17 protein-coding genes and 1 other RNA gene are annotated in these 16,130 nt (G+C 63.5%); 4 read left to right on the top strand and 14 right to left on the bottom strand.

The annotated features are described in order from the left end of the window. Nucleotides 1-25: 25 nt before the first annotated feature. From AC1D0I_RS04700 to ffs, 12 genes are all read right to left on the bottom strand, one after another. Nucleotides 26-775: an ABC transporter ATP-binding protein gene (locus AC1D0I_RS04700; RefSeq protein ID WP_477393391.1), complete on the bottom strand. Its 750-nt coding sequence runs from the start codon at nt 773-775 to the stop codon at nt 26-28. Then, on the bottom strand, nt 772-1,605 hold the full coding sequence (locus tag AC1D0I_RS04695; protein ID WP_095082464.1) for an ABC transporter ATP-binding protein: 834 nt from the start codon (nt 1,603-1,605) through the stop codon (nt 772-774). Before AC1D0I_RS04695 ends, AC1D0I_RS04700 begins: the two co-directional genes overlap by 4 nt. Further along, the gene (nikC, locus tag AC1D0I_RS04690; protein ID WP_477393389.1) at nt 1,602-2,522 is read right to left on the bottom strand and encodes a nickel transporter permease; all 921 of its coding nucleotides are present in this window, start codon (nt 2,520-2,522) and stop codon (nt 1,602-1,604) included. Before nikC ends, AC1D0I_RS04695 begins: the two co-directional genes overlap by 4 nt. Next, complete coding sequence (locus AC1D0I_RS04685) at nt 2,519-3,580, bottom strand: ABC transporter permease (protein WP_477393387.1); 1,062 nt, start codon at nt 3,578-3,580, stop codon at nt 2,519-2,521. The genes nikC and AC1D0I_RS04685 overlap by 4 nt, the downstream gene beginning before the upstream one ends. Before the next feature lie 18 nt (nt 3,581-3,598). After that, nucleotides 3,599-5,242: an ABC transporter substrate-binding protein gene (locus AC1D0I_RS04680; RefSeq protein WP_477225320.1), complete on the bottom strand. Its 1,644-nt coding sequence runs from the start codon at nt 5,240-5,242 to the stop codon at nt 3,599-3,601. A 254-nt stretch (nt 5,243-5,496) separates the two neighbouring features. Continuing rightward, the gene (locus AC1D0I_RS04675) at nt 5,497-6,774 is read right to left on the bottom strand and encodes a lytic murein transglycosylase (RefSeq protein WP_477393385.1); all 1,278 of its coding nucleotides are present in this window, start codon (nt 6,772-6,774) and stop codon (nt 5,497-5,499) included. Between the two features lie 193 nt (nt 6,775-6,967). After that, nucleotides 6,968-7,573 (bottom strand): recombination mediator RecR, encoded by a 606-nt coding sequence (recR, locus tag AC1D0I_RS04670; RefSeq protein ID WP_184877477.1) that lies wholly within the window; start codon nt 7,571-7,573, stop codon nt 6,968-6,970. An 89-nt stretch (nt 7,574-7,662) separates the two neighbouring features. Beyond that, nucleotides 7,663-8,589 carry a cell wall hydrolase gene (locus AC1D0I_RS04665; protein WP_477393383.1) on the bottom strand — a complete coding sequence of 309 codons (927 nt, stop codon included), beginning with the start codon at nt 8,587-8,589 and terminating at the stop codon, nt 7,663-7,665. Nucleotides 8,590-8,720: 131 nt separating this feature from the next. Then, nucleotides 8,721-9,128 carry a hypothetical protein gene (locus AC1D0I_RS04660; RefSeq protein WP_477393381.1) on the bottom strand — a complete coding sequence of 136 codons (408 nt, stop codon included), beginning with the start codon at nt 9,126-9,128 and terminating at the stop codon, nt 8,721-8,723. Nucleotides 9,129-9,148: 20 nt separating this feature from the next. Continuing rightward, a complete protein-coding gene (locus AC1D0I_RS04655) occupies nt 9,149-9,472 on the bottom strand; it encodes a YbaB/EbfC family nucleoid-associated protein (RefSeq protein ID WP_013527931.1) in 324 nt (107 codons plus the stop codon). A gap of 31 nt (nt 9,473-9,503) precedes the next feature. Continuing rightward, nucleotides 9,504-11,306, bottom strand: coding sequence for a DNA polymerase III subunit gamma/tau (locus tag AC1D0I_RS04650; protein ID WP_477393379.1), 1,803 nt, complete (start codon nt 11,304-11,306; stop codon nt 9,504-9,506). Between the two features lie 105 nt (nt 11,307-11,411). Further along, nucleotides 11,412-11,508, bottom strand: an RNA gene (gene ffs, locus AC1D0I_RS04645) — signal recognition particle sRNA small type. A 154-nt stretch (nt 11,509-11,662) separates the two neighbouring features. On the opposite strand from ffs, the gene AC1D0I_RS04640 reads away from it, so the two are divergent. Genes AC1D0I_RS04640 through AC1D0I_RS04630 form a run of 3 tightly spaced genes read left to right on the top strand, consistent with a single transcriptional unit; the run spans nt 11,663 to nt 13,407 of the window. After that, nucleotides 11,663-12,082 carry an HIT family protein gene (locus tag AC1D0I_RS04640; protein WP_184877469.1) on the top strand — a complete coding sequence of 140 codons (420 nt, stop codon included), beginning with the start codon at nt 11,663-11,665 and terminating at the stop codon, nt 12,080-12,082. A gap of 37 nt (nt 12,083-12,119) precedes the next feature. Continuing rightward, nucleotides 12,120-13,064 carry an NAD(+) diphosphatase gene (nudC, locus tag AC1D0I_RS04635; RefSeq protein WP_477393377.1) on the top strand — a complete coding sequence of 315 codons (945 nt, stop codon included), beginning with the start codon at nt 12,120-12,122 and terminating at the stop codon, nt 13,062-13,064. 37 nt (nt 13,065-13,101) lie between these two features. Next, nucleotides 13,102-13,407 carry a Dabb family protein gene (locus tag AC1D0I_RS04630; protein WP_477393375.1) on the top strand — a complete coding sequence of 102 codons (306 nt, stop codon included), beginning with the start codon at nt 13,102-13,104 and terminating at the stop codon, nt 13,405-13,407. 58 nt (nt 13,408-13,465) lie between these two features. Here AC1D0I_RS04630 and AC1D0I_RS04625 read toward each other — a convergent pair whose 3' ends face one another. Both AC1D0I_RS04625 and AC1D0I_RS04620 read right to left on the bottom strand, forming a co-directional pair. Beyond that, entirely contained in the window at nt 13,466-14,329 is an 864-nt protein-coding gene (locus AC1D0I_RS04625; RefSeq protein WP_095084280.1) for a prephenate dehydratase, read from the bottom strand. 42 nt (nt 14,330-14,371) lie between these two features. Next, the gene (locus tag AC1D0I_RS04620; protein WP_095082492.1) at nt 14,372-15,100 is read right to left on the bottom strand and encodes a 3-deoxy-manno-octulosonate cytidylyltransferase; all 729 of its coding nucleotides are present in this window, start codon (nt 15,098-15,100) and stop codon (nt 14,372-14,374) included. A gap of 193 nt (nt 15,101-15,293) precedes the next feature. On the opposite strand from AC1D0I_RS04620, the gene AC1D0I_RS04615 reads away from it, so the two are divergent. Next, complete coding sequence (locus AC1D0I_RS04615) at nt 15,294-16,001, top strand: c-type cytochrome (RefSeq protein WP_477393373.1); 708 nt, start codon at nt 15,294-15,296, stop codon at nt 15,999-16,001. Nucleotides 16,002-16,130: the final 129 nt, after the last annotated feature.

Below are 16,130 nucleotides of genomic sequence, written 5' to 3'. Positions count from 1 at the left end.
TGGTGCTGCGCATAAGGAAGACGCTTCAAGCGGTTCTTACAAACCCTTCGCTCGCCCTGAGCAGATTGCGCGTATAATCCTTCGTCACACGCCGCTCGACAAGGTCGTCCGCGCTCAGATTCTCCACCGCCTCGCCGCTTTGCATCACCATCAGCCGCCCACACATATGGGTGATGATGGCGAGATCGTGGCTGACCATCAGGAAGGTCAGCTTGCGCCGCCGGCGGACCTCTTCCAAAAGGTTGAGCACTTCCGCCTGTACCGAGGCATCGAGTGCCGAGGTCGGCTCGTCGAGCAGCAGGATCGACGGTTCGAGGATGAGCGCGCGCGCGATCGCCACGCGCTGGCGCTGGCCGCCCGACAATTGATGCGAGTAGCGGAAGCGAAAACCGTTACCGAGGCCGACCTCGTCGAGCGCCCGCTGGATGCGCTTTTCGCCGTCGGCAAAACCGTGGATGGCGAGCGGTTCCTGCAGCAGGCGATCGACGGTCTGGCGTGGGTGCAGCGACCCGTACGGATCCTGGAAGACCATCTGCACTTCGCGGTAAAAGGCCTTGTCGCGGCGAGTACCAAGTTTTTTGCCGTTGACGGCGATGCTCCCCGACGCAACCGGCGCTAGGCCGGCGATGGCTCGCAGCAGCGTCGATTTGCCGGAGCCGGATTCGCCGACCAGGCCAAAGGATTCGCCCGGCTGCACGTCGAGGCTGACGCCTTTCAGCGCGTGAAAGCGGTCGAAGATCACTCCCAGCCGGTCGACGGCAATCGCTGCTGTCATGCCGCCCACTCCGGCTTGCGGTCGAGCACCGGCAGCGGGTGACGGTCAGCGCCGATCTTGGGCATGCAGTTGAGCAGGCCGCGCGTATAGGGATGCTGGGCGCGGCCGAGTTCGGACGCCTTGAGCTGTTCGACCACCTTGCCGGCATACATGACGATGACGCGGTCGCAGAAGGACGAAACCAGGCGCAAATCGTGCGAGATAAAGATCAGCCCCATGCCGCGCTCGCTGACCAGCCGGTCGAGGATGCCGAGCACATCGAGCTGCACGGTGACGTCGAGCGCTGAGGTCGGCTCGTCGGCGATCATCATTTCCGGTCCGGCGATCAGCATCATGGCGATCATGGCGCGCTGGCCCATGCCGCCGGACACTTCATGCGGATGCAGGTCGAAGACGCGGGCCGGGTCGCGGATCTGCACCGCTTCCAGCATCGCCAGGGCGCGGTCGCGCGCCTCGGCCTTGCCGACCTTTTCATGGGTGCGCAGCGTCTCGACGATCTGGCGGCCGATGCTCATCACCGGATCGAGCGAATATTTCGGATCCTGTAGGATCATGGCGATGCGTTTTCCGCGCAACGCGCGGCGTTCGCGTGGCGAGACGCTGAGCAGGTCGATGCCGTCGAAGGCAAGCTTGTTCGCCGATATCCGGGCCTGCGGCGGCGTGAGCCCCATGATGGCGCGGCCGGTCTGCGACTTGCCGGAGCCGGACTCGCCGACAATGCCGAGCCGTTCGCGGCCAAGCGAGAAGGTGACGCCACGCACCGCCTCGACCAGCCCGGTGCGGGTCGGGAAGGTGACGCGCAGGTCCTCGACGTCGAGAAGCGTGCTCATTGGTCACCACTGCGCGGATCGAGCGCGTCGCGAAGGCCATCGCCAAGCAGGTTGAAGCCAAGGCTGACGATCAGGATGGCAAAGCCCGGCGCACCGGCCACCCACCACTGGTCGAGCACGAAGCGGCGGCCCGACGCGATCATGGTGCCCCATTCGGGCAGCGGCGGCTGCGCGCCGAGGCCAAGGAAGCCGAGACCGGCGGCGGTCAGGATGATGCCGGCCATATCGAGCGTCACCCGGATGATCAGCGAGGAGATGCAGAGCGGCATGATGTGGCGCAGCACGATGCGGAAGGGCGAGGCGCCCATCAATTGCACCGCCTTGATGTAATCGGAATTGCGCACGGTCAGCGTTTCCGCGCGGGCAATTCGAGCGTAGGGCGGCCAGGAGGTGATGGCGATGGCGAGCACCGCATTCTCGATGCCGGGGCCCAGGGCCGCGACAAAGGCCAACGCCAGAATCAGCTTGGGGAAAGCGAGGAAGATGTCGGTGATGCGCATCAGGATCGCATCGGTCCAGCCGCCGGCATAGCCGGCGACGGTGCCGACCAAGAGGCCGATGGGTGCGGCGATGATGGCGACCAGGATGACCACGTAGAGCGTCCAGCGCGAGCCGTAGAGAATGCGCGAGAGGATATCGCGGCCGAGATCGTCGGTCCCGAACCAGTGCTCGGCGCTCGGCGGCAGCAGGCGCGAGCCCTTGAGGTCGCCGAATGTCGGCGAGTAGGGCGCCAGCACGCCGGCAGTGGCGGCAACGACCAGCAAGGCAATGATGATGAGCAGGCCGAGAAATGCCAGCCGGTTGGCGGAAAAGCGCCGCCACGCCACATAGGCGCGGCCGAGCCTTGCCTGCATGCGCGACGCCGGCCGCTCGCTGAGCAGCCAGTCGCGACGGGTCTGGATGGCGTCGGCGCTCATGAGGACTTCGTCCTCGGATCGAGCACGCGGTAGAGCAGGTCGGAGAGAAGGTTGATGGCGATGAAGACCGAGCCTATGACGATGGTGCCGCCGAGCACTGCGTTCATGTCGGCGTTCTGCAGCGAATTGGTGATGTAGAGGCCGATACCTGGCCACGAGAACACGGTCTCGGTCAGCACCGAGCCTTCGAGCAGCCCGGCATAGGAGAGCGCAATCACCGTCACCATCGGCACCGCTGCGTTGCGCAGCGCATGGCCCCAGATGATGCGGGTTTCCGACAGGCCCTTGGCGCGGGCCGCGACGATGTATTCCTGGGCGAGCTCGTTGAGCATGAACGAGCGTGTCATGCGGCTGATATAGGCGAGCGAGAAATAGCCGAGCAGCGAGGCCGGCAGGATGATGTGGCGGAAGGCGTCATAGAAGACGTCCCACTGCCCCTGCCACAGGGAATCCAGGAGATAGAAGCCGGTGATCGGCGTGAAGGTGTATTCGTAGACGACGTCGAGCCGGGCCGGAAACGCCACCCATTGCAGCTTGGCGTAGAACAGCACCAGCGCCAGCAGCCCAAGCCAGAAGATCGGCACGGAATAACCGATGAGGCCAATGATGCGCACGATCTGGTCGATGAGGCTGCCACGCCTGACCGCGGCCAGCACGCCAAGCGGCACGCCGAACAGTGCACCGATCAGCGTTCCCAATGTCGCCAGTTCCGTCGTTGCCGGAAGGGCGCGGCGAATGTCGGTCATGACCGGATTGGTGGTCAGCACCGAGGTGCCGAAATCACCGTGCAGCGCGCTTCTCACATAAATGTAGAACTGCTCGACCAGCGGCAAGTCGAGGCCCATCTCGCGGCGCGTGCGCTCGACGACATTGGCCGGCGCCCGATCGCCGAGCACCGCCAGCACCGGGTCGATCGGGATGACGCGGCCGATGAAGAAGGTGACCGCGAGCAGACCAAGATAGGTCGTGATCGCAATGACCAGGAAACGGCCGAGCGATGATGCAAGGGCGACGGCGCGGGCGCTGCGGCGCCCGCCCTCGTTTTCAATCGCGCTCATGCGGCGCGTCCGTCGGCGTTATTCCTTGGAAACCGGCCCGACGAAGTTGCTGTCGAAGCTCGGGCCGAGTGCGAAGCCCTTGAGGTTCTTGCGCAGGCCGGCCACTTCCAGCTGCTGATGGATAACGACGAAGGGGCTGGTGTCGAGGATCTTCTTCTCGAGATCCTGGTACATCGCCGCGCGCTTGCCCGCGTCCTTCTCAAGCAGGGCCGCTTCCGTCTGCTTGGTCAGGTCCGGAATGTCCCAGGCGTTGCGCCAGGCGAGCGTCTTGGTCTTGCCTGCATCCGAATTGTCCGGGTTCGAGGCAAAGGTCTGGGCGTTAGAGTTCGGATCGAAATAATCCTGGCCCCACTGGCCGATATAGATGTCGTGGTTGCGGGCGCGGTATTTGGTCAGCGTCTGCTTGCCGTCGCCGGGAATGATCTCCAGCTTGATGCCGGCTTGGCCGAGCGTCTGCTGGATCGATTCCGCCATGCCGGTGGTCGGCTGGCCGGTGCGTACATCCATGGTTACGCTGAAGCCGTCGGCTAGACCGGCCTTGGCCAGCAATTCCTTGGCCTTGGCAACATCGAGCTTGAACGGATTCTCATCGAGTTCGCCGAGCACGCCTTTTGGCAGGAAGGTCTGGTGGATCTCGCCGATGCCCTTGAGGATGGTCGAGCCCAAAGCATCATAGTCGACAAGATACTTGAACGCCTGGCGCACCTCGGGTTTGGCGAGGTTCGGGTTCTTCTGGTTGAGGCTGATGTAATAGACCGTGCCCTTCGGCGCACTGGTGGTGGTCAAATCCGCCTTCTTGGCAATGGCGTCGAGGTCGTTGGGCTCGAGGTTGCGGGCAACGTCGATGTCGCCGGCTTCGAGCGCCAGCCGCTGGGCCGAGCTTTCCTTCATGTTGCGGTAGATGACGCGGGCAAGCTTGGCCTTTTCGCCGAAGTAATTGTCGTTGCGCTCCATGACGACGGCTTCGTTGGCGCGCCATTCGCGCAACTTGAAGACCCCGGAGCCGGCGTAGCCGGTTTTCAGCCAGGCATTGCCGAAATCATTGTCCCATTTGTAGTCGGCACTCGGCGTGACCGCGGCGACATGTTCCTTGACCAGCTTGGCATCGACCACCGAAGCAACGGTTGCCGACAGGCAGTTCAAGACGAAGCTCGGCGCATAGGCCTTGTCGACTACGAACTGGAAGGTGGTGTCGTCGACCGCCTTGGCCTTCTCAGTGACGTTGTCGCCACTGATGCCGAACTGGTCGATGATGAAGGCCGGGCTCTTGTCCAGCTTTACGGCGCGCTCGAAGGAATAGGCGACATCGGCCGCGGTGATCGGATTGCCCGAGGCGAATTTCAGGCCGGGCTTGAGCTTGAACGTGTAGGTCAGGCCGTCGTCGGAAACGGTCCAGCTTTCGGCGAGGTCGCCCTTGACCTTGGAGGTGTCGCTGAGGTCGAGACGGACGAGCAGATCATAGGTGTTGCCGGTAACCTCGGCGGTCGACAACTCGAACGCCTCGCCCGGATCCATGGAAATGATGTCGTCGATCGCGAAACCTTCGACCAGGGTGTCGGCGGGGGTGACCGCGCCCGCCGGCGCGCCGGCCAGAAGCAGCGCGGACATGGCGGCACCCGCGAGCAGGATGCGCGAGCGTAGAGCAAACTTTTCCATCATCATTGTGATTGTTCCCTGTTTTGTTGACCTGAGTTCCCGGCTCAGGATTGCAGTATTCTTTTCGGGGCCGACAATGGCCCTCTGCCCACTTACCGTCGTGGTTTTTGTCCAATTGGTCAACACCATATCCGGCGGCATTCTGGCCCGCAACGAGCATTTGCAAGACAGCGTATTGGACCAGAATGGGCTGGGGCGAGTCGATGCACGCGCCGGCTAATTGATGCCGCCAATCGGGAAAAATCTGCTAAATATCGGAGCTACTTCAGCGCCGCGACCAGATCGGCATCGGGAAAACAGGTGGCGGCGCGGCCGTTCTTGGCTTGCCACTTGCCGATCGACCGGCGGGTCTTGAAGCCGGGCAGCCCGTCGGCGCTGCCGACATCGTAGCCCTTGGCCTCCAGCGCCCGCTGCAAGGCGGCGATGTCCGACCGATAGAGCCCACCCACCGCGCCCCAGCTGCCGGCAAAATTGCTGTCGCCATGGGCGATGCGATCGGCGCCGTGGCCGATGAACAGCGCGTAGAGGTCGCTGGTGTTGTATTCCTTCAGCACGTAGAAATTGGGGGTGGCGATGAAGGCCGGCCCGCTGCGCCCGGCCGGCATCAGCAGGAAGCCTTCGGCTTTCAGCTCGCTCTCCGGAAACGGCTTTCCGCCAATGCGCTTGATGCCCATGTCAGCCCATTGCGAAATTGTCTTACCCTGGTCCGGACCCTCCAGCGAACAGGAGACCGTCTCCGGGACGGTCACCTCAAAGCCCCAGCCACGCCCCCTCACCCAGCCATAGTGGACGAGGTAGTTGGCGATAGAGGCCAGCACGTCCGGCGTCGAATTCCATATGTCGACACGGCCATCGCCGTCGAAATCGACGGCATGCTTCAGGAACGAAGTCGGCATGAATTGCGGCTGGCCGAGCGCGCCGGCCCAGGATGACTTCATTGCGCCGACCGGGGCCAGGCCGCGCTCGACGATTTCCAGCGCGGCCAAAAGCTCCGTGCGAAAGAAATCCTTCTTGGTCGACATGAATGCCTTGGTGCCCAACACCTCGAAGGCATCATAGGGCATTTTCGCCGCGCCGAAGCCGGTTTCACGGCCCCAGATCGCCAGCAGCACTTCGCCCGGCACGCCATAGCGCTTTTCGATGGCGGCCAGCGTGCGGGCATTGGTCGCTTCGCGCGCCCGACCGCCGGCCGTCACCGCACCGATGGTCTTCTCGGCGAAATAGGCACCGGGTGAGCCGAATTCGGCCTGATGCTGTTTCTGCGGCGTGGTCGCCTTTTCGCCCGGCTTGACCAGGTCGGGCAGCTTCAGATTGGGCTTGATGCCATCGAAAGCGGCGTCGAAGGTTTTTTTGGAAATGCCTTTCGCCTTCGCCTCCGGCCACAGGTCGTTCTGCAGCCAGGCGCGGAATTGGTCGTCGATTTTTGCAGCGGAGGCGGGGGATGAAGCGCCCAACGCCATAAGGATTGCGAGGACAATCGTGACGAGTCGTTCATAGAGGCTGCGTTCCTTCCCACCCCCCTCTGTCCTGCCGGACATCTCCCCCGCAAGGGGGGAGATTGGCGGTTGCGACGGCATCGCCAACCTTGCAACGTCGCAGATTGGCGAAAGCAAACGTGACATCCGATCTCCCCCCTTGCGGGGGAGATGTCCGGCAGGACAGAGGGGGGTGGGACGGCGTGCAATCGCCTGGAGGAAACCGCTCATCACAGACTCTTCTCCGCCAATTGCGTCAAAACGCCGTCCGTGAGCGAAGTGCGGCCGCCAGCGTGCCCTCGTCGAGATAATCGAGCTCGCCGCCGACCGGCACGCCATGCGCAAGGCGTGTCACCTTGATGTCGAAGCCGGACAGCTGATCTGTGAGGTAGTGCGCGGTGGTCTGGCCCTCGACCGTCGCGTTGACGGCGAGGATGATCTCCTTGACCTCGCCGCCGGCGACGCGGTCGATCAGCGAGCGGATGTTGAGCTGGTCGGGGCCGATACCGTCGAGCGGCGACAGCGTGCCGCCGAGCACGTGGTAGCGCACATTCATCGCTGCCGCCCGCTCCAGCGCCCATAGGTCGGAAACGTCCTCGACGACGATGATGGTGCCGGCGTCACGGCGCGGATCGGTGCAGATCATGCATGGGTCCGACGTATCGACATTGCCGCAGGTCGAGCAGATGCGCACCTTGTCGGCAGCCTCGGCCATGGCGGCGGCGAGCGGCGACAACAGCTGCTCCTTCTTCTTGATCAGATGCAGTGCCGCACGCCTGGCCGAACGGGGCCCCAGCCCCGGCACCTTGGCCAGGAGCTGGATCAGACGTTCGATCTCCGGACCGGCGATTCGCTTGGACATCGCTCTGATCTAGGATTTTTCAGTGCGTTTTGGAACATCCCGCGTCCGCATGACCCGCCATATTGTCTTGGCGGGCCATGGAGTACGGATCAGTTGACCTCGAGCGGACGGCTCTGGCTGGCGATCATCGCGCCGATGGCGTCAGTGTTCTCCGGTGTCGACTGGAATCCCATCGACGCCTCTTGCGGCGCGTTCGCAACCGAGGAGATGATCCGGGTGTTCAAGGTTCCGCCAAAACGGGCGGCATCCGGCTCTTCCATGGGCTCCTGCATCGCCACAACCGTCGGCTCCGCCGAGGCGCGCGCGGGTTTCGCGGTCGGCACCACGGCGGCGGTCACAAAGGTCTGCTGGGCAGGCGCGGATCGGATGGTTGCCGGCTTGGCCGGACGCACCGGCTCGGCGGAAGCAACAAGGATCACCGGTGCTGCCGGCTTCACGGGCGCCGCCGAGGCAATGGCGACCTGCGGCTCATCCGGCAGCGGCTGCCAATTGCGACCACGCTTCTCGTAGAAGGCATTGCCGCCGGCAACCATGGTGTAATGCATGTTCTTGTAAGGGAAACGCAGCCCGGCGGTGTGGAAATACATCGTGTTCTTCAGCTTGCCCTTGCGCTCACCCTTGAGCACGGCGTCGGCGGCTTCCTCGACATCGGGCATGGCCCGCGAATTCATCGGCCGGGTCATGACGCCGGGCGCGAACTGCCCGGGCTCGCCCACCACCTCGCAAATGGTGCTGCCGTGGTTGCCGGAGCGCAGCCGGTTCATCACCACCGTGCCGACCGCGATCATGCCGTCACGGCTCGACCGGTTGGACTCGAAGAACATCGCCCGTTCCAGGCATTCCCTGTCCTTTGGCGTGTGACTGTAAGATCGGGAACTCAGGAAACTCGGGGTGATGGCGTCGGTCAGGCTGGCGACGGACATGCCGTGCGAGGTGGTCTGGCTGCAGGCAGCCAAAAACAAGGGTGAAATGACGGCGCCGAGCAACAGCGGCGTCTTCCATCGCATGGAAATCAAAAGGTAACCCTCACTTCGATGCCCGCCCCCAGGCTGCGGCAAGAATGAGACACTTTCAGGCAAAATGATGGCTAAAACGTTATTAGCGAGGCACTGTTGCCAAACTGGCACAGTTGCATGGCTTTATTCTGTCAACGCGCCGCAGCCATCGAGACCGGCTGACCAGGTTCGACCTCTTCGACTTTCTCCGAAAACAGGCCGCGCCTGAGGAACAGCGCCAGCGCATCCCTGGCCGTCGGCGCGATCTTTCCCGGCCAGTCGCTTTCGATGAATTCGGCCTTGGTGAAGTCCGGATTTGTCTCGCAGGCCGCCTCCAGGAATTCGGCGATCTCGAGCACGATCACACGCTCGTCCTTCGACAGCGCCGACGTGCCGGCCTCGATCGACGGGCGATGCACGTAATCCTCGAACAGGTCGAAGTAGCCCCTGATGCCGACAAGATCGACGCCGGCGTCGCAATCGGCCAGGATTTCCAGGATCTCGTAGATCCTGCAGCGAACGCGCTGCTCGATCAGTCTTTCGGAGGGCTCTTCGATCATGGGCGTAGCGCCACCGAACGTTAGAAGGGCAGTTTCATTCCTGGCGGGATCGGCAGGCCGGCGGTCAGCGCCTTGGTCTTCTCCTGCATGATCTGCTCGACCTTGGTCTTGGCGTCGTTGTGGGCGGCGAGCACCAGGTCCTCCAGGATCTCGACATCATCTTCCTTGAACAGGGACGGATCGATCTTCAGAGATTTCATCTCGAATTTTCCGGTCAACGTCACGTTGACCAGGCCGCCGCCGGCCTGGCCGGACGCTTCCAGCGTGGCGATCTCGTCCTGCATGGCCTGGAACTTGGCCTGCATTTCCTTCGCCTTGCCCATCAGGCCGAGAAGATCTTTCATGGTCGCGTCCTTTGCGGATTCGTGGCTCTGGTCAGGTTTCGTCGTCGTCCGCTGGCGGCTCGACCGGCACTTCGGCCTCGGTCGTATCGGCTTCCGGCGAGTCGGGAATGCGCACGTCGATGATCTTGGCGCCGGGGAACCGCGCCAGAATGGCGGCGACGGTAGGATCGCTCTTGGCATCGAGGAAGGCGGTCTCGCGCTTGGTCGATTCCATTTCGGCGAGCGTCTGGCCGCCCTCTTCCTTCGACAGCGAGACCAGCCAGCTGCGGCCGGTCCAGGCGCGCAGTTTCGTCGTCAGGTCGTTGAGCAGCATCTTGGGCGCATCGGCGGTCAGACCGACGTCGATGCGGCCGGGCTCGATGCGCACAAGACGGATACAGCTCTTGACCAGCACCTTGAAAGCGATGTCACGCTGCGCGTCGGCAAGAGCAATGATGTCGGCCAGCGATTTCAGCGGAACCTGCGGCGTCTCCAGGACCGGTTGCGGGGGCGCGACGAAAGCGGCGGGCGCGGGCGTGACCTCGACCAGCCGCATGGTCTGCGCGCCGCCTGGCCCGGATGGCATGCGGGTCTGTGCAACCGCGCTGGCGCCGCCACCATTGCCGGGACCCGTGGGCGCGCCGGCGGGGCGCGACGCGCCATTTGGAACCGGCGCTGAGCCCTCAAGCGATCTCAACGCCTCATCCAGTGTCGGCAGGTCGGCGGCGTGGGCCAGCCGGATCAGCACCATCTCGGCGGCGCTCACCGGCCGGTTGGAGGACTGCACCTCGGGGATGCCCTTGAGCAGCATCTGCCATGTCCGCGACAGCACCCTGACCGACAGCGTCCTGGCGAAATCCGCGCCGCGTTGCCGCTCGTCCTGCGACAGCGCAGCGTCGTCGACGGCCGACGGCACGAAACGCAGCCGGGTGACGAGGTGGTTGAACTCGGCAAGATCTGTCAGCACGGCAGCCGGGTCGGCGCCGGTGTCGTACTGTGTGCGGAATTCCCCAAGAGCGGCGGCCACATCGCCCTTCATCACATGTTCGAACAGGTCGACGATGCGGGCACGATCGGCCAATCCCAGCATCGCCCGGACCGCGTCGGCGCTGACCGAGCCCGCGCCATGGGCGATCGCCTGGTCGAGGATGGAGAGCGAATCACGGGCCGACCCTTCGGCTGCGCGTGCGATCATTGCCAGCGCGTCGTCGTCGACCGAAATGCCTTCCTTGGCCGAGATCGAGGAGAGGTGCGCGACCAGCGCGCCGGCATCGATGCGCCTAAGGTCAAAGCGCTGGCAGCGCGAGAGGACGGTGATCGGAACCTTGCGGATTTCGGTGGTGGCGAAGATGAATTTGACGTGCGGCGGCGGCTCTTCGAGCGTCTTTAGCAGGCCGTTGAAGGCCTGCGTGGAAAGCATGTGCACTTCGTCGATGATGTAGACCTTGTAGCGGGCCGAGACCGGCGCATAGCGCACGCGCTCGATGATGTCCCTGATGTCGTCGATGCCGGTGTGCGAGGCGGCATCCATCTCGATGACGTCGACATGGCGGCCTTCCATGATCGCCTGGCAATGCTCACCGAGCACGGCAAGGTCGACCGAAGGTTGGTCCGTTGTCGGGGTTTTATAGTTCAGGGCCCGCGCCAGTATGCGCGCCGTCGTGGTCTTGCCGACGCCGCGCACGCCGGTCAGCATCCAGGCCTGGGCAATGCGGCCGGTGGCAAAGGCGTTGGTGAGGGTACGCACCATCGGCTCCTGGCCGACCAGCTCGGAGAAGTTCGAAGGACGGTACTTGCGCGCCAGCACCCGATAGGCAGCGGCCTTGTCCGTTCCCGAATTTCCGGCTTCGCTCATTCGCCCGTAAAGCTCCAAAGGGCCGCGCCCGAAGGCGGCCTATTTCTGCGCATAGTCTCGCCCGCGCAGCAATGCGTCGTCAATGTCGCGAGAGGAGCCGATGAGGTGGGAGGCTGGAACAATGACCCGTTCCGGGCTCGTTAGGGCTGCTTCCTTCCGGACCTGACCCGGTTGGCGAGTGGATCGTCCACCACCAACCTCCCGCTGTCCATATCGGCAATTCGGCGATGAAATGCAAGTGCGCAGGCGAATCGGCATCACGAACCGCTGGGGATCAATGATTCGCTTGCAGCCCTGTTGCAGCCGCTCTAGCGTTTATGAGTTTGAGGAAACCAAGAAAAGCAAGGGAAACGCCGATGCTGCCGGGCCTTAAGGCCGGATTCACGCTGGATGCCCGGCTGGAGGCGGACAGCGAACAGTTGATGTGGCTTGGGCTGTGCGAATTGCGGGTGATGAACGACCGGCGCTGGCCATGGCTGCTCCTGGTGCCGCAGCGGCCGGGCGCGGAAGAAATCCACGACATGACGCCGCTCGACCAGGCAATGCTGACCTTCGAGACCAATATGGTGGCGCAGGCGCTGAAGAAGGCCACCGGCTGCACCAAGATCAACACCGGCGCGCTCGGCAACATCGTGCGCCAACTACACATCCATGTCGTCGCGCGTTCGGAGGGCGATCCCGGCTGGCCAGGCCCGGTGTGGGGACACGGCCTGCGCGAGCCCTATCAACGTTCCGACCTGCGCCGGTTTGCCCAAACGATAAGGGCGGCGCTATAAGCCTTCCCCGTGTCCATCCCAAAGCATCAGAGTCCGCATGAGCTTCCGCCTGTTTGACGCGCCGCTGCGCGAGCCGAGCCAGTTCGTCGGCTTTGCCGGCAACATCATCGACCGGCAATCCGAAAACCGCGCCGACGATTCCGTCGACAAGGCGCTGGCCGATCCGACGACGCGGCTGCTTCTGATGAATGGCGGCCGGCTCTATCTGAAGCTCGGGGGCAACGGTGGCCTCGACCCCTGGTTTCGCGCCGCCGAGAGCGAGCCGTTCAAGGTTTCCTTCGCCCACGGCGTCCTGCTCGGCTTTTCCGACCTGGGACCCGTGCTGGCGATACCAGCCGGCGTCGAGGCCGAACATTTGCCCGAGACTATCAAAGCGATCGACTATCGCTCGGTCTACATGCAAGGGCTGATCGATGAGGCGGCCGCCGGCGCGATGGCGCAAGGCGCTGCCCTGCTCGCCTGGCATGCAAGCCATCGCTTCTGCAGCAAATGCGGTACCGAATCGCAGATGCGGGCCGGCGGCTACAAGCGGCATTGCCCAAATTGCGGCACAGAGCATTTTCCGCGCACGGACCCGGTGGCGATCATGCTGACGGCGACGCGGGATAAATGCCTGCTCGGGCGCGGTCGGCATTTCGGGCCGGGCATGTATTCGGCCCTTGCCGGCTTCATCGAACCGGGCGAGACGATCGAAGCGGCGGTGCGCCGCGAGACGCTGGAAGAGGCTGGGATCCGGCTCGGCCGTGTCGTCTATCACGCCAGCCAGCCTTGGCCGTTTCCCTATTCGCTGATGATCGGCTGTTTCGGCGAGCCGCTCAACGACGACATCCAGGCCGACCTCAACGAGCTTGAAGACTGCCGCTGGTTTGCCCGCGACGAGGTGCGCTTGATGCTGACCAGGGAACATCCCGGCGATCTGGTCACGCCACCGAAAGGCGCCATTGCGCATCACCTCATCCGGGCCTGGGTGGACAGCGAATAATGGCAGCCAGTACCGAAAGACATTGCAGGAGCAGAAAATGATCCGTCACACCGTCGTCTTCACGCTGAAGCATCCGCCGCATTCGCTGGAGGAGAAGAGGTTCCTGGTCGACGCCAAGAAAGCCCTCTCGGCGATCAGGGGCGTTGCGCATTTCGAACAATTGCGGCAGGTCAGCCCCAAGAACGATTACCGCTTCGGCTTCTCGATGGAGTTCGCCGACCAGGCGGCCTACAACAGGTACAATGACCATCCCGACCACGTCGCCTTCGTGCGTGACCGCTGGGTGCCGGAAGTCGAGACGTTCATGGAGATCGACTACGTGCCGCTTGGCGCGGTGATTTAGGCCATGTTGATATTCAGGTAACCCCGGCCTGCAAAGGCTGACCTGAATCTCAACGCACCTAGTCAGCCACCTTCCACTGCTCGCGTGACTCGCTGGCCGGATAGACGCCCAGGATCCGCACCTCACGGGAGAAGAAACGAAGCTCGTCCAGTGCCAGCTTGACCAGCGGATCGTCGGGATGGCCCTCGATGTCGGCGTAAAACAGCGTCGCGGTGAACGCCCCCAACTGGTAGCTCTCCAGCTTGGTCATGTTGATGCCGTTGGTGGCGAAACCGCCCATTGCCTTGTAGAGCGCGGCCGGCACGTTGCGGACGCGGAAGATGAATGTCGTCATCATCTTGGTGTCGGCCGACGGGCGTTCGGCCCATTGCTTGTTCTTGGTCAGAACGACAAAGCGGGTGACGTTGGAATCGGTGTCCTCGACATTCTCCTCAATGATGTCGAGCCCGTAGAGCTCTGCCGCGAGCGCCGGGGCGAGCGACGCCATGGTGCGGTCCTTGACCTCCGAAACCAGCTTCGCAGAACCCGCCGTGTCGCCGGCGACCACCGGCTTCCAGCCATTCTTGCGGATGTATTTGCGGCACTGGCCAAGCGCGTGGATGTGGCTGTGCACGGTCTTGATCTCGTTGCGTTTGACCCCGGGCAGCACCATCAGCTGGAAATGGATCGGCAGGAAATATTCGCCAACGATGTGCAGCCTTGATTCCGGCAACAGATGGTGGATGTCGGCGACGCGCCCGGCGATGGTGTTCTCGATCGGGATCATGGCGAGATCGGCCTTGCCCGTCTCGACCGCGTTGAACGCATCCTCGAAGGTCGGGCACGGCAACGGCTCCATCGAGGGATAGACATTGCGGCTGGCGGTGTCGGAATTGGCGCCCGGCTCGCCCTGGAAGGATATTCTGTTGGTCTTTTCAGGCATGCCCAAGTCTCGGTTCAAAGTGTCTCTGTTGGAAGGGATTGTTCAGTGTGAAAGGATGGTTCTGGCGCGTTCGAGGTCTTGCGGCGTGTCGACGCCAAGTGGCAATGATCGCACGATCTCGGCATCGATGCGCATGCCGGCTTCCAGCGCCCGCAGCTGTTCCAGCCGTTCGCGCCGTTCGAGTGGCGACGGCTTCAGCGCCACGAAGCGCTCGAGTGCCGCGCGCCGATAGGCGTAGAGGCCGACATGGTGGTACAGCGCGCCTTCGCCCCATGGCGCGGTGGCGCGGGTGAAATAGAGCGCCCTCAGCCTGGTGCCGGAGAGCGGCGAGCCGACGATCTTGACGACGTTGGGATTGGTCTTTTCCTCGTCGCGGACGATCTCGACGCCGAGCGTGGCGATATCCACCGCCCTGTCTTCGAACGGCCTGAGCGACGCGGCGATGATTTCCGGGTCGATTGTCGGCAAGTCGCCTTGCACATTGACGATCGTTTCGACCTTGCGTTCGGGATCAAGCGCAACCAAAGCCTCGTGGATGCGATCGGAGCCGGATTCGTGATCCATGCGCGTCATCACGGCCTCGAAACCATGCGCGCGCACCGCTTCCGCCACGCTTTGCGTGTCGGTCGCCACCACCACCCGGCCGAGGCCGGCCTCGGCGGCGCGGCGGGCGACATGGACGATCATCGGCGCGCCGGCGATGTCGGCCAGCGGCTTGCCTGGCAGGCGGGTCGAGGCCATGCGGGCCGGGATCAGGATCAGCGTGGACATGCGCGTTGCAAGGCGTCTCAAAAGGGGAAGGGAAAAGTGGCAAAAGGTCTCACTGGAAGCGCCCTTATAGGTGTTGCAACGCCGGAGCAAAAGACCTAGTTTCCGCCCGATTTGACCGCCTTAGCAGGGTGGGTCACGATACCGACGGACGGAGTGGACGGATCGGTCCGCCGGAAAAGGGAGCAAGGGGCGTATGGATTCCAACGAAGTCAACAAGCTGCTCGCCGGATTGCTCGGAACTGTTTTCGTGGTCTTCTCGGTTGGCCTTGTGTCGGATGCGCTGTTTGCCTCGCCGGCGCCGGAAAAGCCCGGCTTCGCCATCGAAGCCACCGAGCCCGCCGAAGGCGGCCCGGCCGCTCCGGCTGCCGAAGCCAAGCCGATCGCCGACCTTCTGGCGACCGCCAATGTCGAAGCGGGCGCTGCGGTGTTCAAGAAATGCCAGGCCTGCCATTCCGGTGAAAAGGGCGGCCCCAACAAGGTCGGCCCCGATCTGTGGGATCTCATCGACCGTCCGGTTGGCGAGCATGAAGGCTTTGCCTACTCGGCCGGCATGAAGGAATTCTCCAAGGGCGGCACCGAGAAGTGGACCTATGACAACATCAACCACTTCATCACCTCACCGAAGAAATTCGTGAAGGGCACGGCCATGGGCTTTGCCGGCCTGCCCAAGGACGAGGACCGCGCCAACGTCATCGCCTATCTGCGCACGCTGTCCGACAATCCCAAGCCGCTGCCGGCGCCAGGGGCTGCTGCTGATGCGACCGCGCCTGCCAAGCCGGCCGAAGCAGCCACCCCTGCCAAGCCGGCCGAGGGTGCTGCTCCCGCCAAGCCGGCGGCTCCGGCCGCGCCAGCCCCCGCCGCCCCGGCTCCGGCCGCTCCGGCACCTGCGCCTGCCCAATAAACAAATTGTAACCTCGACGATCTTGAAAAAGCCGGGTTCAGCCCGGCTTTTTTGTTAGCAAGATCGCATATGCAGCGACAAAGCCGCGCATTGCGGTTTTCACGAGGAGCAAATCATCTAGATTGCCTT

It is taken from the genome of Mesorhizobium sp. P2_D1 (assembly GCF_056404455.1).
This window is presented reverse-complemented; position numbering and strand designations above follow the sequence as displayed.